This window comes from Pseudomonas sp. ZT5P21, from assembly GCF_054897785.1.
In genome coordinates this window covers 4,606,614-4,628,588 of the sequence record NZ_CM142705.1, presented here as the reverse complement: position 1 = coordinate 4,628,588, position 21,975 = coordinate 4,606,614, and the positions used below count along the sequence as shown (strand labels likewise).

The window sequence follows — 21,975 nt, the reverse complement described above, 5'->3', positions numbered from 1 at the left end:
ATGAACCCGTGATGGAATATCTAAAGACATGAGCGACCTAGAACTCGACCCGCAAGCCCTGCAACAGGAAGAAAACTCCCTGATCGCCCTGCGCAAGGAAAAGCTGGCTGCCGAGCGCGCCAAGGGCAATGCCTTCCCGAACGACTTCCGCCGCGACAACTACTGCGAAGACTTGCAGAAACAGTACGCGGACAAGACCAAGGAAGAGCTCGCAGAGGCTGCAATCCCGGTCAAGGTTGCCGGTCGCATCATGCTCAACCGTGGCTCGTTCATGGTGATCCAGGACATGTCCGGTCGCATTCAGGTTTACGTCAACCGTAAAACCCTGTCCGAAGAAACCCTGGCCGCGGTGAAAACCTGGGACCTGGGCGACATCATTGCCGCTGAAGGCACCCTGGCCCGTTCCGGCAAGGGCGACCTGTACGTTGAAATGACCCGCGTGCGCCTGCTGACCAAATCCTTGCGCCCGTTGCCGGACAAGCACCATGGCCTGTCCGATACCGAGCAGCGCTATCGCCAGCGTTACGTTGACCTGATCGTCAACGAAGACGTGCGCCAGACGTTCCGCGTACGTTCGCAAGTGATTGCGCACATCCGCAGCTTCCTGATGAAGCGCGACTTCCTCGAAGTCGAAACGCCGATGCTGCAAACCATTCCGGGCGGCGCGGCGGCCAAGCCGTTCGAAACTCACCACAACGCGCTGGACATGGAAATGTTCCTGCGTATCGCGCCGGAGTTGTACCTCAAGCGCCTGGTTGTCGGCGGTTTCGAAAAAGTGTTCGAGATCAACCGCAACTTCCGTAACGAAGGTGTTTCGACGCGTCACAACCCTGAATTCACCATGTTGGAGTTCTACCAGGCTTACGCCGACTACGAAGACAACATGGACCTGACCGAAGAACTGTTCCGTGAACTGGCGCAGCTGGTGCTGGGCAGCACCGACGTGCCGTACGGCGACAAGGTGTTCCACTTCGGCGAACCGTTCGTGCGTCTGTCGGTGTTCGACTCGATCCTCAAGTACAACCCCGAGCTGACCGCTGACGATCTGAGCGACATCGACAAGGCCCGCGCCATCGCCAAGAAGGCCGGCGCCAAGGTGCTGGGCTTCGAAGGTCTGGGCAAACTGCAGGTGATGATTTTCGAAGAACTGGTCGAGCACAAGCTGGAACAGCCACACTTCATTACCCAATACCCGTTCGAAGTGTCGCCGCTGGCCCGTCGTAATGACGACAACCCGAACGTCACCGACCGTTTCGAGCTGTTCATCGGCGGCCGTGAAATCGCCAACGCCTACTCCGAGTTGAACGACGCGGAAGACCAGGCCGAGCGCTTCATGGCGCAGGTGGCCGACAAGGACGCCGGCGACGACGAAGCCATGCACTACGACGCCGACTTCGTGCGTGCGCTGGAGTACGGCATGCCGCCAACGGCGGGTGAAGGGATCGGCATCGACCGTCTGGTCATGTTGCTGACCAACTCCCCGTCGATCCGCGACGTTATCCTGTTCCCGCACATGCGGCCGCAAGCGTAAGTGTTTCAATCAAAAAGCCGCCTGAAATGGGCGGCTTTTTATTGCCTGTCTGGTACAAACGTATCAATTGGTTAATTTTGAAGTGAAAGAGGAATTCCTGTCGTGAACCGTGCAATGGCTCAAGAAGGTGCAGCGGGTATCGCCACTGCGGTCGCTGAAAGTGTTCAGTACCAGGGCCGCAAGGCCAGCCGCCAGGGCAGCGAGCAGCGTAGACAGGACATTCTCGATGCCGCCATGCGCATTGTCGTGCGCGATGGTGTGCGGGCCGTGCGACACCGTGCGGTCGCCGCTGAAGCCGGTGTGCCGCTGTCGGCCACGACTTACTATTTCAAGGACATCGATGACCTGCTCACCGATACCTTCGCCCAATACGTGGAGCGCAGCGCGGCGTTCATGGCCAAACTGTGGGTGAACAATGAAGGCCTGCTGCGCGAGATGGTCGTCAGTGGCAACGGCAGTCCCGAGTCGCGTTCACAGCTGGCGGACGATATTGCGCGGTTGATGGCGGACTATGTTCATCGGCAACTGATCAACCGCCGCGAACATTTGATGGCCGAGCAAGCGTTCCGTCAGGAAGCGTTGCTCAACCCCCGCCTGGCGGAGTTGGTGCGCTCGCATCAGCAAATTCTTCTTCAGGGAACGTGTCAGCTTTTCCAGGTTTTGGGTTCCCGCGAGCCACAACAGGATGCCAAGGTGTTGACGGCGATTATCGGACGGATGGAATATCAGGGCCTGCTCAACGACGCCGAGCCTGCCGCCGAAGCCGAAATGCTCGGTATCCTGACTCGCTACATGCACTTGGTATTGGCGTCGGCGTAATCCCTTGGGGAAACTCAATCCTGTGGGAGCGAGCTTGCTCGCGATGGCGCAGTGTCAGGCAACAGAGATGTTGAATGTCAGACCGTAATCGCGAGCAAGCTCGCTCCCACAGGGGCCGGTGTTTACTTGAGGGGGTGTTTGTTCATAGGGAGTATTGAATGAAAGCCTGGCGCGTCGTTGTGATGGCCTTGTCGTTCCTGTTGCTCAGTGGCTGCCTGGTGACTTTCAAGGAGCCACTGCCCACCAGCGACCCCGCGCCCAAGGGATTGCTCGGCAAGTGGACCAGCACCAACGCTTGGGGCGAGCCGATGAACCTGGAGCTGACGCGCCTCGGCGACAATCGTTATCAGGCGGTCAGCTACTTCAAGGCCAAGCCCAAGGAACGCGAAGCCTATCCCTTCACCGTGTCGCGCCACGGCAGCCGCTGGTATCTGTCAGCGAAAGTGCCGGCGCAGTTTGGCGGGCATTTCACCATTGCCGGGTTCGAACTCACCGACAAGCAAGAACTGGTGGTCTATTACCTCGACCTCGAGCAGATCCACCAGGCCCTGGGGCAGAAAGTCCTCAGCGGCGAAGGCTTCCAGACCGACGACGGCGACGGCGTGCTGATCGACACCCGCATGGACCAGGTCTTCGCCTACCTCGATGATCCGGCCAATTCCGATGTCTTTGTCGAGGCCGTGCGCTATCAGCGCCAGGCCAAAGCCAAGTAATCCCAGCACATAACGGTTTTTCTACAGGAGTTTCGGGTGGACGATTACCAGCAGTCGATACGCATTTTGTCCGATCGCATTGTGCTGGCTCAGACGCCGATTCGCGTCCTGGATGCGGTGAAGTGGGACGAGGGCATTCGCAAGGGTTTCCTCAAGGCCAAGGGCAAAGAGATGCCGGCGGTGGACCGCGATTACTACCTGAACCGGCCGCTGTCGTTTGATTCCAGCAAAGTGAAACTGGAATTCCAGAACATCGAGCGTGACATCACCCGTCAGCTCGGCCAGTTCAATCCGGTCGGCCAGATCATGCGGCGCATGTGCAAGGAATACCGCATGGTGGTGCGCATGCTTGAAGCGCGCGGCACCGAGGATTTCGGGCTGATTTCCCAGGAGTTGTACGGCGCAGCCTCCGATGCATTTCACGCGGGTGACCCGACTCTGTCCGACTTGGGCCTGATGCTCTCCGACTATCTCAACAACATCGATGGCCGTGGTGACCTGAAGGATGAGCCGAAAACCCTCACCGCCAAGGACGCTGTGCAGTTGTTGCAAAGCCGGCTGAGCAAAGTGTTTGGCGAGGCGGAGGAAACCATTCGGGTGTTCGAGTCCGACGGCATCGTCGCCGATGCGGCGGCCGGCGCCGACTACATCAAGATCCGCACCGACGCGATGTTCAACGAGCGTGACGTGCGCGCCCTCGAAGTCCATGAAGGGCTGGTGCATGTCGGCACGACGCTCAACGGTCTGAATCAGCCGATCTGCACCTTCCTCTCCAAAGGTCCACCCTCGTCGACGGTGACCCAGGAAGGGCTGGCGATTCTGATGGAAATCATCACCTTCGCCTCCTACCCGAGCCGTCTGCGCAAACTCACCAACCGCACCCGCGCCATTCACATGGTGGAGGAGGGTGCGGACTTCCTGCAAATTTTCGAATTCTTCCGCGAGCAAGGCTTCGAGATGGCGGAAAGCTACGGCAATGCCAGTCGGGTTTTCCGTGGTTCGGTGCCGAATGGTCTGCCATTTACCAAAGACTTGTCCTACCTCAAGGGCTTTATCATGGTCTACAACTACATTCAGTTGGCCGTGCGTAAGGGCAAGCTTGAGCAAGTGCCGCTGCTGTTTTGCGGCAAGACTACGCTGGAAGACATGCGGACCTTGCGGCAGTTGGTGGATGAGGGGTTGGTGGTGCCGCCAAAGTACTTGCCGGAGCAGTTCCGCGACATGAACGCACTGTCGGCGTGGATGTGCTTCTCGAACTTCCTGAATCACCTGAGCCTGGACCGGATCGAGGCGGATTATTCCAACATCCTGTGAGCCATGAGCCCCCTGTGGGAGCGAGCTTGCTCGCGATAGCGGACTACCATTCAACATTTCTGTTGTCTGACCCACCGTCATCGCGAGCAAGCTCGCTCCCACAAGGTTTTGTGTTCCAATCCCCTCTGACTGCGAGGTTTCAACGGATGAGAATCCTCGGCATCCTCTGCCTTCTCCTGACCTTGAGCGGTTGCAGTTCGCTGTTGTTCTACCCTGAACCCGGCCAGCTGTTCACCCCGGAAAAAGCCAAACTCGAATACCGCGAGGTCACCCTGACCACCGCCGACGGTCTCAAGTTGAACGGTTGGTGGTTGCCAGCGAAAAAAGGCATCGAGGTCAAAGGCACGGTACTGCATTTGCACGGTAACGGCGGCAATCTGCCCATGCACTTGGGCGGAAGTTGGTGGTTGCCGAAGGAAGGTTATCAAGTACTGCTGATCGATTATCGCGGCTACGGATTGTCCGAAGGCGAACCGAGTTTGCCGGCGATCTATCAGGACATCGACGCCGCCTTCAAGTGGCTCGACCAGGCGCCAGAGGTCAAAGGCAAACCGCTGATCCTGCTCGGCCAAAGCCTCGGCGGCTCAATGGCCGTGCATTATCTGGTCCAGCATCCCGAACGCCAGAAACAGCTCAAGGCTTTGGTCCTCGATGGCGTGCCCGCCAGTTATCGCAGCATCGGCCAGTTCGCGCTGAGCCATTCCTGGCTGACTTGGGCGTTCCAGGTGCCGCTGTCGTGGCTGGTGCCGGACGGTGACAGCGCGATCCACTCCATGGAGCAGCTCAACGGCGTGCCGAAACTGATCTACCACAGCATCGACGACCCGATCGTGCCCCTTTCCAACGGCATCCGTCTGTATCAAGCTGCGCCGCCGCCACGTGTGCTACAACTGACCCGCGGCGGACATGTGCAGACGTTCGCCGACCCGGTCTGGCGCAAAGTGATGTTGCGTTTTCTCGATGACCCGCAGCATTTCAACGGCCTGCGCCGATTGGGTGAAATCCCCAATTACCCGGCACCCCCGAATTCAGAAGATGAACCACCAGAGAGCCCGCAATGAGTGAAGAACGTAACGCCATCCCGCTGATCATCACCGGTATCTGCAGCATCCTCGGCACCGTCGGGGCCTTGTGGTGGTATGGATACCTGCACTTTGCCAAGCCTGAAGATGCGTTGCTGCTGAGCGAGTTCACCATGCTCAAGACCGTGCCGGGCGAGGAATACAAAGTGTCGTTGGAACCGGCAGCGCAAGTGGCGCAGTGCATCGATGGGGTGTTGGTGATGTTCGACACTGAGCAAAAAGGCCTGAGCGGCATATTGGTCAACAACAAGAAAAGAGCCGTGCGTTGCATGGGCCAGGAAACGCCTCAGAAGCTGGAGCAGTAACACTCGTCTCTCTTCACAACAGGTGAGTGAACTCCAGACATAAAAAGCCCCGCCTGATCAGATCAGGCGGGGCTTTTATGTTTCGGCTGGCGCTTAGTTCGAGCTAACCGCCGAACGCGGTATCACCGGCTGGCTGTCATTGGAAATGGTCACTTCCACCCGACGGTTCATCGCCCGGCCCGAAACGCTGCCATTTTCAGCAACCGGGTATTCCTTGCCATAACCCTGGGCAACGACGCGCGCTGGATCTACGCCCATTTTCACCAACGCGGAGCGCACGGAACCGGCGCGGCGCTCGGACAGCGATTGGTTGTGCGAAGCCGTACCGGTGCTGTCGGTGTAGCCTTCGACAATCACCTTGCGGTCCGGGTTTTCCTGAAGGAACTGCGCCAGTTTGTTGATGTTCACCAGACCGCTGGATTTTAGATCGGCACGGTCAGTGGCGAACAACACATCACCAAAGGTTACCAACGTACCGCGATCGGTCTGCTTGGCGTTCAGGCTGTCCTGCAGCTGCTTGATCTGCGCATCACGAGCATCCAGACGCGCCTGGGCGCGTTGTGCGGCCGCGTTTTTCAGATTGGCTTCAGCGGTGCGCAGGGCAATGGTTTGCTTCGCCACTTCAACGCGCTGGTTGGTCAGGTAAGCCAGTTGGTCGACCTTGTGTTGGTCTTCCTTGTCCAGGTAAGCCTTGTCAGCCTTGTCCAGGTAATCGCTGGCGTCCTTGGTTTCCAGGGCCGCAACTTTGCTCGCCTGCGGGTTGGCTTGCAGGCCGCTGTAGTTGGTGCGGGCCTGTTCAAGGTTTGCATTAGGCGGCGTGGAGCAAGCAGCCAGTGCAACGCTTGCGGCCAGCAGGGCAGGGATCATCAATTGATTGCGCATGTTGGTTTCGTCCTTTTAAGTCGAGTAAGAAATACGTCGCAGCGGCGCTTATTGCACGGTGCGCTGGCTTTCCTGACGCAGTTCCTGAACCCCTTTCTGAGAGTCCTTCACCGCCAGTTCGGCTTTAACCGCCTGGGCTTTGCGTTCGGCGACACGAGCGTCCCATTCGGCCTGTTCGGCAAGCGTTCTGGCCTCGTCATACTTTTTGTCGTGCATGGCGATTTCGGCTTGTTTGAGCTTGTCCTGGGCGGACTTCATCTCAACCGCTGCGAATTCGGTGCCGCCCGCGCTGACGGCGCTGTTGACGGCCGATTCGGTCACGGCGTATTGCTCGGTCGGCGGTTTACCGGCGCAACCGGCGAGAACGAAGCTGGTGCCGATGGCCAAGGCGGCCATTTTCAGACCGCGCAGGTGGTTGAACGGGGACGTGGCAGTGCTGATCTTCATGGTCTTCAACTCCATTGGAAAAACTCCTGAAAAACTAAAAATCCATCCTGGGTGAGGAGCCGCAACCATCAATTTTCGAGGCGTTTTTGAAACGGCCGTCCCAGGCGTGGTTACTGGCTGTGACCCGCGGCGTTTTTCAAAAGTTCAGAGAAGATGGCCCATCGCCCGAAAAAACTTTGACCGAACGGACAAGGCTCTAAATCGGGAGCTTTGGTGACGTGCAGCGGTATTTCCGGGTTTCTCAAGGCACGGAAACACGCAATTACTGAAGGGATATGCGGCCTAATGTGGGAGCGGGCTTGCTCGCGAAAGCGGTGTATCAGTCAACCTGTCTTTCAACTGATATACCGCCTTCGCGAGCAAGCCCGCTCCCACAGGTTCTATGGCGAATTCAGTGTTTCTGCTTGTCATCTACGGACGATAAGTCGTGCAAATGACGACGGGACAACGCGAGGAAACGCGGGGTCGGACCAACGTCTTCGTACAGCGGATCGCCTTCTTCGTCGGTGGCTACAACAGTCGAACCCTTCACATACGGGAAGCTTTTTTCCAGCTCTTCCAGCGCAGCACCGATCAGTTCGCCGAGCAGTTCTTCTGGGTGCCGTTTGGGGTACATCTCGATGATCGCCGCCAGTCGTGCGGCGGCCTCCACATCCAGGTGAATCGCGTAGCCGGTGTCGGTCAGGCGACCCTTGGCGTTTTCTTCCCAATGATGGGCAAGCTCGCGGATTTTCATAAAAACCTCATGGCGCGCCTGCTCGTGGCAGGCAGGTGAGTGTCCGGCCATGGCCGGCGTAAGCCGTTGTACGGCTTACTCTTCAGACTAGCTCGAACGGCTTGGGTTTAAAGTCCCTTCGTCGTGTGCTTGTAAGAAGCGCTTTAGGGCGGCACTCTCTAACTCACAAAGCAGCTCATCCCAAGACCCCTGGATTTTTCGCTGGAGAACGGCTGATGACCGATATTGATGCACGCTTGCGCGAGGACGTTCACCTGTTGGGTGAACTGTTGGGCAACACCATTCGTGAACAGTACGGGGACGGTTTTCTCGACAAGATCGAGCAGATCCGCAAAGGCGCCAAAGCCGACCGTCGCGGTTCGATGGACGCTGAACTGAGCGCCAGCCTCAACCAATTAAGCGAGGACGAGTTGCTCCCGGTGGCGCGGGCATTCAATCAGTTTCTCAACCTTGCCAATATCGCCGAGCAATATCAGTTGATTCACCGCCGCGAAGAATCGCAGCCCGCGCCGTTCGAGGCGCGTGTATTACCCGAATTGCTCGCGCGCCTTCTTGCCGAAGGCCACGGTGCCGAGTCCCTGGCGCGGCAGCTGGGGCGCCTGGAAATCGAGTTGGTGTTGACGGCTCACCCGACCGAAGTCGCGCGCCGTACGTTGATCCAGAAATACGACGCCATCGCCGCGCAACTTGCCGCTCAGGACCATCGCGACCTGACCGGCGCCGAGCGCGAGCAGATCCACGCAAAACTGCAGCGCCTGATCGCCGAAGCCTGGCACACCGAAGAAATCCGCCGCACCCGCCCGACGCCCGTGGACGAGGCCAAATGGGGCTTTGCGGTGATCGAGCATTCGCTGTGGCAAGCGATCCCGAACTATTTGCGCAAGGCCGATAAAGCGTTGCATGACGCCACCGGCCTGCATTTGCCACTGGAGGCCGCGCCGATTCGCTTTGCTTCCTGGATGGGCGGTGACCGGGACGGCAACCCCAACGTGACGGCTGCCGTGACCCGCGAAGTGTTGCTGCTGGCGCGCTGGATGGCCGCTGATTTGTACGTCCGCGATGTCGATCACCTCGCCGCCGAACTGTCGATGCAACAGGCCAGCGAGGCGCTGAAAGCCAAGGCCGGCGACAGCGCCGAACCTTATCGCGCCGTTCTTAAACAGTTGCGTGAACGCCTGCGCGCCACCCGTAACTGGGCGCATGCCGCCTTGACGAACGCAACGCCGGCGCCCGCTGATGTGTTGCAAAACAATCGTGACCTGCTCGATCCGCTGGAGCTTTGCTACCAGTCGCTGCATGAGTGCGGCATGGGCGTGATCGCCGATGGCCCGTTGCTTGATTGCCTGCGTCGGGCCGTGACTTTCGGCCTGTTCCTGGTGCGTCTCGATGTGCGGCAAGACTCGTCGCGACACTCGGCGGCAATGACTGAGATCACCGACTATCTTGGCCTCGGTCGCTACGAAGACTGGAGCGAAGAAGAGCGCATCGCTTTCCTGATGCGCGAGCTGAACAACCGTCGTCCCTTGCTGCCCGCCTACTTCAAACCGTCCGCCGACACCGCTGAAGTGCTCGCGACGTGCCGGGAAATCGCCGCCGCGCCGGGTGCTTCGCTGGGTTCATATGTAATCTCCATGGCCGGCGCCGCTTCCGATGTGCTCGCGGTGCAACTGCTGCTCAAAGAGTCTGGCGTGTTGCGGCCGATGCGCGTGGTGCCGCTGTTCGAAACTCTTGCTGATCTGGACAACGCCGGCCCGGTGATCGAAAAACTGTTGCTGCTGCCGGGTTATCGCGCGCGCTTGCAAGGGCCGCAGGAAGTGATGATCGGTTACTCTGACTCGGCCAAGGACGCCGGCACCACAGCGGCGGCCTGGGCACAGTATCGGGCGCAGGAACGTCTGGTCGATATTTGCCGCGAGCAGCAAGTGGAATTGCTGTTGTTCCACGGTCGCGGTGGCACCGTCGGCCGTGGCGGCGGCCCGGCGCACGCGGCGATTCTGTCGCAGCCGCCGGGGTCGGTGGCGGGGCGTTTCCGCACCACCGAACAAGGGGAAATGATTCGATTCAAATTCGGCCTGCCGGACATCGCCGAACAAAACCTCAATCTGTACCTGGCGGCGGTGCTGGAGGCGACTTTGCTGCCACCGCCACCACCCGAGCCTGCGTGGCGCCACTTGATGGACGAATTGGCGGCAGACGGTGTCAGCGCTTACCGCGCCGTGGTGCGGGAAAATCCGCAATTCGTCGAATATTTTCGCCAGTCCACCCCGGAACAGGAACTGGGTCGCCTGCCGCTCGGCAGCCGCCCGGCCAAACGCCGCGCCGGCGGGATAGAAAGCCTGCGGGCGATTCCATGGATCTTCGGTTGGACTCAGACGCGTCTGATGCTGCCGGCCTGGCTCGGCTGGGAAGCGGCGCTGAGCAAGGCGTTGGAGCGCGGCGAAGGTGCGCTGCTGGGGCAAATGCGCGAGCAGTGGCCTTTTTTCCGCACGCGCATCGATATGCTGGAAATGGTCCTGGCCAAAGCCGACGCCGACATCGCCCGCTCCTACGATGAGCGGCTGGTCGAGCCGGATCTGTTGCCTTTGGGTGCGCATTTACGCGACCTATTGTCGCAGGCCTGTTCCGTGGTCCTTGGGCTGACCGGTCAGTCGCAGCTACTGGCACATAGCCCAGACACCTTGGAATTCATCCGGTTGCGCAACACCTACCTCGACCCGCTTCATCTATTGCAAGCCGAATTACTGGCGCGTTCGAGGCAGCAGGAAGTGGCACAGGGCAGCCCGGTAGAACAGGCGTTGCTGGTGTCTGTGGCGGGGATTGCCGCCGGTTTGCGAAATACCGGCTAAGGTTTTCGTCGTGGGTTCAGGCACTCGACACGGGCGTCGAGTGCCTGTCCGCGCAGGGCCGGAAAGTGCTGCCAGGCGACAGTTAATGATGGGGTTGCGACTTGGGGTACTCCGTTGAAAGGTCACGCGAGACGCGGGTTTCTCCGACTTTCGGCGGCTTGTGTGCGTAGGGCCTGCTGTGTATCTTGATCAGCCTTTGGCCGTTTGGGCGGCCACGACCCTGTTTTTGAGATTGGCCCCACGAGGCGAATCCGTTGTTATCTATATAAAAAATTGAGGAGCACATCGATGCGCGTCATTCTGCTGGGAGCTCCCGGGGCCGGTAAAGGTACTCAGGCGAAGTTCATCACCGAAAAGTTCGGCATCCCGCAAATCTCCACCGGCGACATGCTGCGTGCTGCGGTCAAGGCCGGCACCGAGCTGGGCCTGGTCGCCAAGAGCGTCATGGACAGTGGCGGTCTGGTTTCCGATGACCTGATCATCAATCTGGTCAAGGAACGCATCAGCCAGGCGGATTGTGCCAACGGTTTCCTGTTCGACGGTTTCCCCCGTACCATTCCTCAGGCTGAAGCCCTGGTGAAGGCCGGCGTCGAACTGGATCACGTGATTGAAATCGCTGTCGATGACGAAGAAATCGTTCAGCGTATCGCCGGTCGCCGCGTTCACGAGGCCAGCGGCCGTGTGTACCACACCGTCTACAATCCGCCGAAAACGGCTGGTCAGGACGACATCACCGGTGAAGCACTGGTGCAGCGCAAGGACGACACTGAAGAAACCGTGCGTCATCGCCTGTCGGTCTACCACTCGCAGACCAAGCCGCTGGTGGAGTTCTACCAGAAGCTGTCCGCCGCCACTGATGGCAAACCGAAGTACAGCCACATCGCTGGCGTCGGCTCGGTCGAAGCGATCACCGGCAAGGTGCTTGAAGCGCTGAGCTGAAAATCGCTTCATCGACTACGGCCCGCTTGCGGGCCGTAGTTGTTTATACTGGCGCACTTTTTTCTGACCTCTCTTACGGAAACATCGATGAGCACCTTGCTGGCCCTGGACACCGCGACTGAAGCTTGCTCCGTTGCCTTGCTGCATGACGGCAAAGTCACGAGTCATTACGAGGTGATCCCGCGCCTGCATGCACAGAAACTGTTACCGATGATCCAGCAATTGCTCGCCGATGCCGGCACCACCCTGCAAGCGGTCGATGCGATCGCTTTTGGCCGTGGGCCGGGCGCGTTCACGGGCGTGCGGATCGCCATCGGCGTGGTGCAGGGCCTCGCGTTTGCGCTGGATCGTCCGGTGCTGCCGGTATCGAACCTGGCGGTGTTGGCACAGCGGGCGTATCGCGAACACGGTGCGAGCCAGGTTGCGGCAGCCATCGATGCACGGATGGATGAAGTGTATTGGGGTTGCTACCGTGAAACGGCGGGAGAGATGCGACTGGTCGGCAATGAAGCGGTGTTGCCACCGGAAGCGGCAGCGTTGCCGGCCGGTGTCAGCGGTGAATGGTTTGGCGCGGGCACGGGTTGGGGATATGCCGAGCGCATTGCGGTCAGCCTGAGCGGGCAAGACGCGGGTATTTTGCCCCACGCCGAAGACCTGCTGGCCCTGGCGCGGTTTGCCTGGGAGCGTGGTGAGGCCATTGTGGCGGATGAGGCGCAACCGGTGTATTTGCGGGATAAAGTGGCGACGCCGAAAGCGCGTTAAATCCCGAACCGTGTCGCTTCCTTCGCGAGCAAGCCCGCTCACACAAGGATCACCGCTAACCCTGTGGGAGCGGGCTTGCTCGCGAAGGCGGCCTGCGCAACACAGCCAATCGTCGATTTTTACCCCCGCCTTTAAACCTTTTCGCGTTTCTGTGCTCTAGTTATCACCAAGCGGTTTGCGAAGTGGGTTGTGTGCCACTAGACTGCCATCATCGATACCGAGCATGAATTTATGCGTATAGACGGCCTTTCCTATCAGTCCTACCCCATCAAGCGCAAGCCTCGCAAAGGGCATGTGGTTGAGGACGAATCCGTCGATATCGAGGGCGAGCTGGAATTCCCTTCCGAGGAGCAAATCGCCGCCCGCGCCGCCAAAGCCTCCGCGCAACGCCTGAGCAACCTCCCGGCGCGTCAACAAGACATGATTTACCACCGCGCCATGAAAAAAAGCGTCGCGATGGCCCTGGCCAGCTATCTCAGCACCGCCGGTTTTGTCGATTGGGATTCGGATGTGTTGGGCCTCGACCTGTACATCTGATGGTGCTGCCTTACTACCTTGGCTGTCCGTCCTGGAGTGAAAACGCCTGGCGTGATTACCTCTATCCGCAAGACGCGAAGCCCGCCGATTTTCTTAATCTCTATTCTCAAGTATTCAACGCCGTGGAAGGCAACACGACCTTCTACGCGAGCCCGGCTGCCAGTACGGTGCAGCGCTGGGCCGAGACCATGCCCGAACACTTTCGCTTCACCGCCAAGTTTCCCGGCGACATCAGCCACAGCGGTGACTTGCGCGAACAACTAACCGCCAGCGAAACCTTCCTGCAATTGCTCAGCCCGTTAGGCGAGCGGGTGTCGCCGCTGTGGTTGCAGTTGTCGAAAAGCTTCACGCCGCAACGCTTGCACGAGCTGGCGGGATTTATCGACGCGGTGGACCGGCCTCTGGCCATCGAGGTGCGGCACGACGATTTCTTCGCCAAGGGCGATGCCGAGCGCTCGCTCAATCGCTTGTTGCTGGATCGCGGTGTCGAACGCATCTGCCTCGATCCGCGCGCGCTGTTCAGTTGCACCTCGACTGATCCCTCCGTGCTCCACGCCCAATCGAAGAAACCGAGGGTCCCGCCCCGTCCAGCGGCGTTCACTCAGTTTCCGCAAGTGCGCTTCATCGGCCATCCGCATCTGGAAGCCAACGACCCATTCCTGGGGCCCTGGGTAGAGAAAGTCGCCCTGTGGATCGAAGAGGGCCGCACGCCTTACATCTTTCTGCACACCGCCGACAACCTGCTGGCCGCGAAACTGGCACAACGTTTTCACGCCAGACTGATGCTGCGTTTGCCTGGCTTGCCGCCGCTGCCTGAGCTATACAGAGAGCCCGCCGACGAGCAACTTGGCCTGCTCTGAAGCGGATCCCTGCCCTTTTCAGGAGCCTGCCAATGGATGCGCAAACCCTTCGAGCCCAAGCGTTCAAAGCACTGCATGAACGCGACGGGACTTTCGTCATTCCCAACCCGTGGGACGCCGGTTCGGCGAAAATGCTCGCCAGCCTGGGCTTTGAGGCGCTGGCGACCACCAGTGCCGGCTATGCCTTTTCCCAAGGCCGTCCCGATGGCGGGCTGACGCTGGACGATACCCTGGCGAACGTTCGGGCGATTGTCGCGGCCACCCACCTGCCGGTCGCGGTCGATCTGGAAAACGGTTTTGCCGACGATCCTGCCGAATGCGCCCAAAGTATTTTGCGCGCCGCCGAGGCAGGCGCTGTGGGGGGTTCGATTGAAGATGCCACCGGCCGCGCAGACGCGCCGATTTACTGCTTCGACCATGCCGTGGCGCGCATTGAAGCCGCCGTCGCAGCGACTCGCAGTTTGCCTTTCCCTTTTATGCTGACCGCGCGTGCCGAGAATTTTCTGCACGGTAATCCTGATCTGGCCGATACCATTCGCCGTTTGCAGGCTTTCGCCGAAGCGGGCGCCGACGTGTTGTACGCGCCGGGTCTGCGCAGTGCTGAAGACGTGTTGGCAGTGGTGCGCGCCGTGGCGCCGAAACCGGTCAACGTGTTGATGTCCGGTGGGTTGAAACTGACGGTCGAGCAGTTGAGTGAAATGGGCGTCAAACGTATCAGTGTCGGTTCGGCGCTGGCCTTGGCGGCGTATGGCGAATTCTTCCGGGCGGCCGAAGAGATCAAGACCTCGGGCACGTTCAGCTTTACCTCGCGGTCCATGCCATTCGCGCAGGCCAATCAATTGTTCAAAGGCTGACGATGCGGTTTTTGCGGGTGCTGCTGGTGTTGGGGCTGATAGTCGGTGCAGCGGGCGTGAGCGTCTGGCGCGGCTGGGTGTCCCTGCCGCCACAATGGAACCCTTGGGCGCCGCTGGACGTGAAAGCCGAACCGAACCTGCTGACCCGCTACAAGCTGATGCGGCTGCGTGACAACCCTCAACTGTGCGAACAGGCCCTGAGCAGTTCCGGACTGCGCGTGGCTCACCAGGCCGACAGTCCTGACGCGAAGTGCCCATTGAACGACATCTTGCGTGTGCAGGGCGGGGACGTCTCCCTGAACAGCAGTTTCCTTGCCAGTTGCCGTCTGGCGGTGTCGTTTGCCTTGTTCGAACACCATGCGCTGCAACCCGCGGCGCAAGCGGTCTACGGGCAGGCGGTGACCCGCGTCGACCATCTCGGCAGCTTCGCCTGCCGCAATGTCTACGGTCGGGAGAATGGTCGCCGAAGCCAGCATGCCAGCGCCGATGCTTTGGACATCGCCGGATTTCGTCTGGCGGACGGGCGCGCGATCAGCGTGTTGAAGGACTGGCCGAAGGACAATCAGGACGCACGGTTTCTACGCCAGGTTCGCGATGGCGCCTGCGATATGTTCAGTGTGGTACTGAGCCCGGACTACAACGCCGCCCATCGCAATCATTTTCACGTGGATGTCGGGCCGTGGTGGGTGTGTCGCTGAGGGCTTGTTATTGAAGGTCAGGCGGCGATGCGCAGGTTCTGCAGAACGATTGGGCGTGCCCAGCCGATGTCGAAATCAAAGTTCTTCTGCTGCTCCGCAAGCTCTTCGGGCGGGAACGGCGGGAAGGGTTTGTCCAGCAGATCAAGTTCAAATTCGGCGATTGGCAAGTGCAGCGGACGCGATTGCGGTGCAGCGCCAGGAACCGGCAGTGGTTGGCCGTTGGTCAACACGATCGGGCGAACCCAGCTGCTTTCGAAGTCTTGCTGTTTTTGCTGAGCGACGATTTCTTCTGCCGGGAACGGTGGGAACGGTTTGTCGGCCAAGTCCATTTCGAACTCGGCAATCGGCAGGAACAGCGGCTCTGGCGGTTTGATCTGGGTTTCCTTCACATCGCATTCGCGCTGGGAAACGATGTGGGCCAGCAGTTCGCTGCCAACTGTAGGTTCGACCGGGCTCTCGAGATCGACCGCAGGAAACTCGAGAGAAGCCGGCACGACATCGCCCGACTGATCGGCCAGGGCCTGGGCAAAGAAATCTTGCCACAGGTGACTGACGCCGCTCAGTGCTTGGGAGTTTCGCAGGCCAAAATCGCCGTAGGGCGAGATGTAACCTATCGATGTGCGTTGAATGTCTGACATTTCTCTCGGTCGACGCTCAGCTCTGGCAAAATGCTCGTTAGTTTTGTTATCGGCCGTTTTTGCCGATCATTAATTTTTTGAGCGTGTTTTCCCATGATTGAGCAACCGGCGGCTTGCCGCATCCATGTCGAGGCCCTGGGCACGGCTTTTCAGCCACAGGCTGAGCAATGGGCAGAGCGTCTGGGCCTGCCTTTGCAGGTGCCTGATGGCGAGTTTGCCTTGCAGGTGGGCGAGCAGGGTTTGCAGTTGCAGCAGCTGGGGCCGGATGCACCGGGGCCCGTGCGGGTGGACTTCGTCGAGGGTGGCGCGGCTCATCGTCGGTTGTTCGGCGGTGGCACCGGTCAGATGATCGCCAAGGCTGTCGGCATCGCGCAGGGCGTGCGTCCACGGGTGCTGGACGCCACGGCTGGGTTGGGCAAGGATGCATTTGTGCTCGCGAGCCTGGGCTGCGAGATGAGCCTGATCGAGCGTCAGCCGTTGATCGGTGCGTTGCTTGAGGATGGCCTGGCGCGGGGCGCGGAAGATTTCGACGTGGCGTCGATTGTGGCGCGCATGCGTTTGCTTAAGGGCAACTCGATCGAGGTCATGCGCAACTGGGAAGGCGAGCCACCGCAGGTGATCTACCTGGACCCGATGTTCCCCCACCGTGAGAAAACCGCGCTGGTGAAGAAGGAAATGCGCCTGTTCCGGCCGCTGGTGGGGGATGACCCGGATGCACCGGCATTGCTGGAGGCCGCGCTGGCGTTGGCCACTCACCGGGTAGTGGTGAAGCGTCCGCGCAAGGCGCCGTGCATTGCGGGGCCGAAGCCGAGTCATGCGCTGGACGGGAAGTCCAGTCGGTATGACATTTATCCGAAGAAGGCGCTCAAGCCTTAAAACCGTGTCGACCCCTTCGCGAGCAAGCCCGCTCCCACATTGGAATGCATTCCCCTGTGGGAGCGGGCTTGCTCGCGAAGGGGCCAGACCAGACAATCAAGACTAATAGTCTTACTCCGGTCGATAAGCCCGCATAAACAACCCCACCACTTCCCGCACATGTGCCTCCGCCGCATCCCCGGTCAACGGCTCGCCACAGCCATACAACAAGCGGAAATTCCCCGCCCCCTTGAGCATGCAGAAGAAATGCTCCGCCGCGTTGCGGGGTTTGTCGATGCTCAACGCACCGGTCTGATCAACCTTGCTCAGCAACCGCTCCATGCCATGCAGCATGCGCTCCGGCCCAGCCTCGAAGAAGATCTGCGAGAGCTTCGGGTCCTGGCTGCCCAGCGTCATCATCAACCGGTGCAGGTTCACCGATTCATCGCTATTGATCAGGTGATGAAACCCGCGCGCGATGTTCAACAGCACCGTTTCCAGTGAAACGCCGTCAGGCAATTCGAAAAACAGCGTAGGCAATTGCTCTTCACACTTGGCCATCACCGCGGCGGAGAACAGCGTCTCCTTGTCGTTGAAATGGCTGTAGACGGTCAGCTTCGATACGCCAGCCTCGGCCGCAACGGCGTCCATGCTGGTGCTTGCATAGCCGTTGCTCAGAAACAGTATTTTCGCCGCATCGAGGATGGCCTGGCGCTTGACCAGATCCTTGGGGCGGCCCGGACCATTGGGTGCTGAAAGATTGTTCGCCATATTCGCTTTTAATACTGGACTGGTGAGTTTGCTATTAATAACATACTGGCCAGTATAATTATTCCAAGCACCATTAGCGAAAGGTCCCTCACCATGTTCCGCTATGCCTTGCCCCTCGCATTGCCAGTCAGTCTGGCGTTTTTATTGTCTGCGTGTGGTCACGAGGAGGCGCCGCAGGTCACCGTTCGGCCAGCCATGGTGGTGCAACCAGAGCCTTCGGCCCAGGCGATGGAAAGTTATCCCGGCGAAGTCCGGGCCCGCTACGAACCGGAGCTGGCCTTTCGCATCGGTGGCAAAGTCAGCCGACGACTGGTCGAAGAAGGGCAGCGAGTCAAGGCCGACCAGCCTCTGGCGGAACTCGATCCTCAGGACGTGCGCCTGCAACTGGAAGCTACCCGCGCCCAGGTCGCGGCTGCCGAAGCCAATCTCAATCTCGTACGCGCCGAGCGGGACCGTTACAAGATCCTGATGGACCGTCAGATGGTCAGCCGTTCCCAGTTCGACAATTCTGAAAACCTCTACAGATCCGGTGAAGCTCGCCTGAAGCAGATCAAGGCCGAATTCAACGTCTCCACCAATCAGGCCAGCTATGCAGTGCTCCGCGCGCCTCAGGACGGCGTTGTGGCCAAACGCGCGGTGGAAGTCGGGCAAGTCGTCGCCGCCGGTCAAACCGTGTTTACCCTCGCCACCGATGGCGAGCGCGAAGTCTTGATCAGCCTGCCGGAGCAGAACTTCGGTCGTTTCAAGGTCGGGCAACCGGTGGCAGTGGAACTCTGGACCCAGCCCGATCAACGGTTCGCCGGGCGCATCCGTGAGTTGTCGCCTGCCGCTGATCCAAAGTCCCGAACCTTCGCTGCCCGCATTGCGTTCACTGCCGGAAAAGTTCCGGCCGAACTTGGCCAGAGCGCCCGGGTGTTCATCCAGACCGCCGACGTGGTGGCGCTGTCGGTGCCGCTGTCGGCCCTCACCGCCGAAAACGGGGCGACCTACGTCTGGGTCCTTGGCGCCAACAACACCCTGAAAAAAGTCCCGGTCCGGGTCGGTGCCTTCGGCGAGAAAACCGTGCCGGTGCTCGAAGGCCTGAGCGCCAGTGACTGGGTGGTGGCAGCCGGTGTCCATGTGCTGCATGACGGACAGCAGGTGCGCCCGGTGGATCGCTCCAACCGCGTGGTCAATCTGGCGGACAAGGAGTAATCCCGATGGGTTTCAATCTTTCCGAATGGGCGCTGCGTAATCGCCAGATCGTACTGTTCCTGATGCTGTTGCTGGCAATCGTCGGCGCACTTTCCTACACCAAGCTCGGCCAGAGCGAAGACCCGCCGTTCACGTTCAAGGCCATGGTCATCCGCACCAACTGGCCGGGGGCCACCGCCGAGGAAATGTCTCGCCAGGTCAGTGAGCGCATTGAAAAGAAGCTGATGGAAACCGGTGAGTACGAGCGCATCGTCTCGTTCTCCCGACCGGGTGAATCCCAGGTGACGTTCGTTGCGCGTGACTCCATGCACTCGGTGGAGATTCCAGACCTCTGGTATCAGGTCCGCAAGAAGATCAGCGACATTCGTCATACCCTGCCACCGGGCATACAGGGCCCATTCTTCAACGATGAATTCGGCACCACCTTCGGCAACATCTACGCGCTGACTGGCGACGGTTTTGATTACGCGGTGCTCAAGGACTACGCCGACCGCATCCAGATCCAGCTGCAACGGGTCAAGGATGTGGGCAAGGTCGACCTGCTCGGGTTGCAGGACGAGAAGATCTGGATCGAACTCTCCAACGTCAAACTCGCCACCCTCGGCTTGCCGTTGGCGGCGGTGCAGCAGGCGCTTGAAGAGCAGAACGCGGTGTCCACGGCCGGGTTTTTCGAAACCACCAGCGAGCGATTGCAGCTACGGGTTACGGGGAATTTTCAGACGGTCGAAGAGATCAGGAACTTTCCGATCCGTGTCGGTGATCGTACGTTCCGTATCTCCGATGTATCGAACGTTCGTCGCGGCTTCAACGATCCACCGGCGCCGCGCATGCGCTTCATGGCGCAAGACGCCATCGGTCTGGCCGTGGCGATGAAGGACGGTGGCGACATTCTGGTGCTCGGCAAGGCGCTGGAAATCGAGTTCGCCCGCATCCAGAAAAACCTCCCGGCGGGTATGCAGCTGCGCAAGGTGTCGGATCAGCCGGCCGCGGTAAAAACCGGTGTGGGGGAATTCGTTCAGGTGCTGGTGGAAGCGCTGGCGATTGTGTTGCTGGTGAGCTTCTTCTCTCTTGGCGTGCGCACCGGCATGGTGGTCGCACTGGCCATTCCGCTGGTGTTGGCCATGACCTTTGCCTGCATGTATTACTTCGGCATCGGCCTGCACAAGATTTCCCTCGGGGCGCTGGTGCTGGCGTTGGGTTTGCTGGTGGACGACGCGATCATCGCCGTGGAAATGATGGCGATCAAAATGGAGCAGGGCTTCGACCGGATCAAGGCGGCCAGTTATGCCTGGACCAGCACCGCATTCCCGATGCTCACCGGCACGCTGATCACCGCCGCCGGTTTCTTGCCGATTGCCACTGCGCAATCGGGGACGGGTGAATACACCCGATCGATTTTCCAGGTGGTCACTATCGCGCTGGTGGCATCGTGGATTGCCGCCGTGGTTTTCGTGCCCTATCTGGGGGAAAAACTCCTGCCGGATCTGGCGAAGATTCATGCCGCCAAACACGGCACGGGTCAGCCTGATCCGTATGCCACTCCATTTTACGAGCGTGTCCGGCGCCTGGTGGAGTGGTGCGTGCGGTGGCGCAAGACGGTGATCACGCTGACGGTGGTGCTGTTTATCGCCTCCATCGTGTTGTTCCGTTTTGTGCCGCAACAATTCTTCCCGGCCTCCGGGCGGCTGGAGTTGATGATCGATTTGAAGTTGGCTGAAGGCGCTTCGTTGAGCAACACCGCCGACGAGGTTAAGCGCCTAGAAGGTTTACTGAAGGATCATGCCGGCATCGACAACTACGTGGCCTACGTCGGCACCGGTTCGCCACGCTTTTACTTGCCGCTCGATCAGCAACTGCCTGCGGCGAGCTTTGCCCAGTTTGTCGTCCTAGCCAAGACCATCGAAGACCGCGAACCCCTGCGTACGTGGCTGATCGAAACCCTCAACGAACAATTTCCCGCTCTGCGTTCAAGGGTGACGCGCCTGGAAAACGGCCCACCGGTTGGTTATCCAGTGCAGTTCCGGGTCACCGGCGAGCACATCGAGGAAGTCCGCGCCCTGGCCCGCAAAGTGGCAGCCAAGGTTCGCGAAAATCCCCATGTGGCCAACGTCCACCTGGACTGGGAAGAGCCGAGCAAAGTCGTTTATCTGAACGTCGATCAGGACCGCGCCCGCGCGCTTGGCGTGAGCACGGCGAACCTGTCGAAGTTTCTGCAAAGCTCGCTGACCGGTTCCAGCGTCAGCCAGTACCGCGAAGACAACGAGTTGATCGAGATCCTCCTGCGCGGCACCTTGCATGAGCGCACTGAACTGTCGTTGCTGCCAAGCCTGGCGGTGCCGACCGACAACGGTCGCAGCGTCGCGCTGTCGCAAATCGCAACGCTGGAATACGGCTTTGAAGAAGGCATCATCTGGCACCGCAACCGCTTGCCGAACGTGACGGTCCGCGCCGACATCTATGGCAAGGAACAACCGGCGACGCTGGTGCAGCAGATCATGCCGACGCTCGATCCAATCCGCGCCGAACTGCCCGACGGCTACTTGCTGGATGTCGGCGGCACCGTGGAGGATTCCGCCCGTGGGCAGAACTCGGTGAAGGCCGGTGTGCCGCTGTTCATCGTGGTTGTGCTGACCTTGTTGATGCTGCAACTGCGCAGTTTCTCACGCACGGTGATGGTGTTTCTCACGGCTCCCTTGGGATTGATCGGCGTAACCCTGTTCCTGATGGTGTTCCGCCAGCCGTTTGGTTTTGTGGCCATGCTCGGGACCATCGCGCTGTCCGGGATGATCATGCGTAACTCGGTGATTCTGGTGGACCAGATCGAACAGGACATCGCCGCCGGGCTCAAACCCTGGCAGGCGATTATCGAAGCCACGGTGCGCCGCTTCCGGCCGATCGTGCTGACCGCACTCGCCGCCGTACTGGCGATGATCCCATTGTCACGCAGCGTGTTCTTCGGGCCGATGGCGGTGGCGATCATGGGGGGCTTGATTGTGGCGACGGCGCTGACGTTGTTGTTTTTGCCGGCGCTGTATGCGGCGTGGTTCAGAATCAGAAAAGAACCCGCCTGACCCCTGTAGGAGCGAGCTTGCTCGCGATGATCGTTAACGATAACGCGTGCCGTCTGGATCAACTCGTTGCCCAGACATTTTCGCGAGCAAACTCGCTCCTACATCTATTTCAGAAACCTCT

At 59.8% G+C, this 21,975-nt stretch carries 21 protein-coding genes; 16 read left to right on the top strand and 5 right to left on the bottom strand.

All coding sequences use genetic code 11. The annotated features are described in order from the left end of the window. The first annotated feature begins 28 nt into the window (after positions 1–28). From lysS to ACYZT9_RS21475, 6 genes are all read left to right on the top strand, one after another. Complete coding sequence (gene lysS, locus ACYZT9_RS21500; RefSeq protein WP_462007315.1) at positions 29–1,531, top strand: lysine--tRNA ligase; 1,503 nt, start codon at positions 29–31, stop codon at positions 1,529–1,531. 102 nt (positions 1,532–1,633) lie between these two features. After that, positions 1,634–2,350, top strand: a complete 717-nt coding sequence (locus ACYZT9_RS21495; RefSeq protein WP_462007314.1) for a TetR/AcrR family transcriptional regulator — start codon at positions 1,634–1,636, stop codon at positions 2,348–2,350. A 158-nt stretch (positions 2,351–2,508) separates the two neighbouring features. Further along, the gene (locus ACYZT9_RS21490; RefSeq protein ID WP_462007313.1) at positions 2,509–3,063 is read left to right on the top strand and encodes a hypothetical protein; all 555 of its coding nucleotides are present in this window, start codon (positions 2,509–2,511) and stop codon (positions 3,061–3,063) included. Between the two features lie 36 nt (positions 3,064–3,099). Beyond that, on the top strand, positions 3,100–4,377 hold the full coding sequence (locus tag ACYZT9_RS21485) for a flavohemoglobin expression-modulating QEGLA motif protein (RefSeq protein ID WP_462007312.1): 1,278 nt from the start codon (positions 3,100–3,102) through the stop codon (positions 4,375–4,377). Positions 4,378–4,523: 146 nt separating this feature from the next. Beyond that, the gene (locus ACYZT9_RS21480; RefSeq protein ID WP_462007311.1) at positions 4,524–5,438 is read left to right on the top strand and encodes an alpha/beta hydrolase; all 915 of its coding nucleotides are present in this window, start codon (positions 4,524–4,526) and stop codon (positions 5,436–5,438) included. Continuing rightward, positions 5,435–5,764, top strand: a complete 330-nt coding sequence (locus tag ACYZT9_RS21475; RefSeq protein WP_462007310.1) for a hypothetical protein — start codon at positions 5,435–5,437, stop codon at positions 5,762–5,764. Before ACYZT9_RS21480 ends, ACYZT9_RS21475 begins: the two co-directional genes overlap by 4 nt. Positions 5,765–5,857: 93 nt before the next feature. Here ACYZT9_RS21475 and ACYZT9_RS21470 read toward each other — a convergent pair whose 3' ends face one another. From ACYZT9_RS21470 to ACYZT9_RS21460, 3 genes are all read right to left on the bottom strand, one after another. Then, on the bottom strand, positions 5,858–6,646 hold the full coding sequence (locus tag ACYZT9_RS21470) for an OmpA family protein (RefSeq protein WP_462007309.1): 789 nt from the start codon (positions 6,644–6,646) through the stop codon (positions 5,858–5,860). A gap of 48 nt (positions 6,647–6,694) precedes the next feature. Then, positions 6,695–7,108: a DUF4398 domain-containing protein gene (locus ACYZT9_RS21465; RefSeq protein ID WP_462007308.1), complete on the bottom strand. Its 414-nt coding sequence runs from the start codon at positions 7,106–7,108 to the stop codon at positions 6,695–6,697. 376 nt (positions 7,109–7,484) lie between these two features. Beyond that, positions 7,485–7,829, bottom strand: a complete 345-nt coding sequence (locus ACYZT9_RS21460; protein ID WP_462007307.1) for a pilin assembly protein — start codon at positions 7,827–7,829, stop codon at positions 7,485–7,487. A gap of 215 nt (positions 7,830–8,044) precedes the next feature. Between ACYZT9_RS21460 and ppc the strand changes: the two genes are divergently transcribed. From ppc to ACYZT9_RS21425, 7 genes are all read left to right on the top strand, one after another. Next, positions 8,045–10,675, top strand: a complete 2,631-nt coding sequence (gene ppc / locus ACYZT9_RS21455) for a phosphoenolpyruvate carboxylase (RefSeq protein WP_462007306.1) — start codon at positions 8,045–8,047, stop codon at positions 10,673–10,675. Positions 10,676–10,963: 288 nt separating this feature from the next. After that, positions 10,964–11,614, top strand: a complete 651-nt coding sequence (gene adk, locus ACYZT9_RS21450) for an adenylate kinase (protein WP_462007305.1) — start codon at positions 10,964–10,966, stop codon at positions 11,612–11,614. Positions 11,615–11,701: 87 nt separating this feature from the next. After that, positions 11,702–12,376, top strand: coding sequence for a tRNA (adenosine(37)-N6)-threonylcarbamoyltransferase complex dimerization subunit type 1 TsaB (gene tsaB, locus ACYZT9_RS21445; RefSeq protein ID WP_462007304.1), 675 nt, complete (start codon positions 11,702–11,704; stop codon positions 12,374–12,376). A 231-nt stretch (positions 12,377–12,607) separates the two neighbouring features. Further along, positions 12,608–12,913, top strand: coding sequence for a hypothetical protein (locus ACYZT9_RS21440; RefSeq protein ID WP_462007303.1), 306 nt, complete (start codon positions 12,608–12,610; stop codon positions 12,911–12,913). Next, on the top strand, positions 12,913–13,773 hold the full coding sequence (locus tag ACYZT9_RS21435; protein WP_462007302.1) for a DUF72 domain-containing protein: 861 nt from the start codon (positions 12,913–12,915) through the stop codon (positions 13,771–13,773). Before ACYZT9_RS21440 ends, ACYZT9_RS21435 begins: the two co-directional genes overlap by 1 nt. Before the next feature lie 32 nt (positions 13,774–13,805). After that, entirely contained in the window at positions 13,806–14,627 is an 822-nt protein-coding gene (locus ACYZT9_RS21430; RefSeq protein ID WP_462007301.1) for an isocitrate lyase/PEP mutase family protein, read from the top strand. Between the two features lie 2 nt (positions 14,628–14,629). Continuing rightward, the gene (locus tag ACYZT9_RS21425) at positions 14,630–15,325 is read left to right on the top strand and encodes an extensin-like domain-containing protein (protein WP_462007300.1); all 696 of its coding nucleotides are present in this window, start codon (positions 14,630–14,632) and stop codon (positions 15,323–15,325) included. Positions 15,326–15,342: 17 nt separating this feature from the next. Here the strand turns inward: ACYZT9_RS21425 and ACYZT9_RS21420 are convergent, their stop codons facing one another. Then, positions 15,343–15,963 (bottom strand): energy transducer TonB, encoded by a 621-nt coding sequence (locus ACYZT9_RS21420; RefSeq protein WP_462007299.1) that lies wholly within the window; start codon positions 15,961–15,963, stop codon positions 15,343–15,345. 93 nt (positions 15,964–16,056) lie between these two features. Here ACYZT9_RS21420 and ACYZT9_RS21415 point away from each other — a divergent pair, with 93 nt between their 5' ends. Continuing rightward, entirely contained in the window at positions 16,057–16,839 is a 783-nt protein-coding gene (locus tag ACYZT9_RS21415; RefSeq protein WP_462007298.1) for a class I SAM-dependent methyltransferase, read from the top strand. 111 nt (positions 16,840–16,950) lie between these two features. Here ACYZT9_RS21415 and ACYZT9_RS21410 read toward each other — a convergent pair whose 3' ends face one another. Further along, positions 16,951–17,589, bottom strand: coding sequence for a TetR/AcrR family transcriptional regulator (locus ACYZT9_RS21410; protein ID WP_462007297.1), 639 nt, complete (start codon positions 17,587–17,589; stop codon positions 16,951–16,953). Positions 17,590–17,682: 93 nt separating this feature from the next. Between ACYZT9_RS21410 and ACYZT9_RS21405 the strand changes: the two genes are divergently transcribed. Next, positions 17,683–18,783: an efflux RND transporter periplasmic adaptor subunit gene (locus ACYZT9_RS21405; protein ID WP_462007296.1), complete on the top strand. Its 1,101-nt coding sequence runs from the start codon at positions 17,683–17,685 to the stop codon at positions 18,781–18,783. Positions 18,784–18,788: 5 nt separating this feature from the next. Next, positions 18,789–21,854: an efflux RND transporter permease subunit gene (locus tag ACYZT9_RS21400; protein WP_462007295.1), complete on the top strand. Its 3,066-nt coding sequence runs from the start codon at positions 18,789–18,791 to the stop codon at positions 21,852–21,854. Positions 21,855–21,975 lie beyond the last annotated feature (121 nt).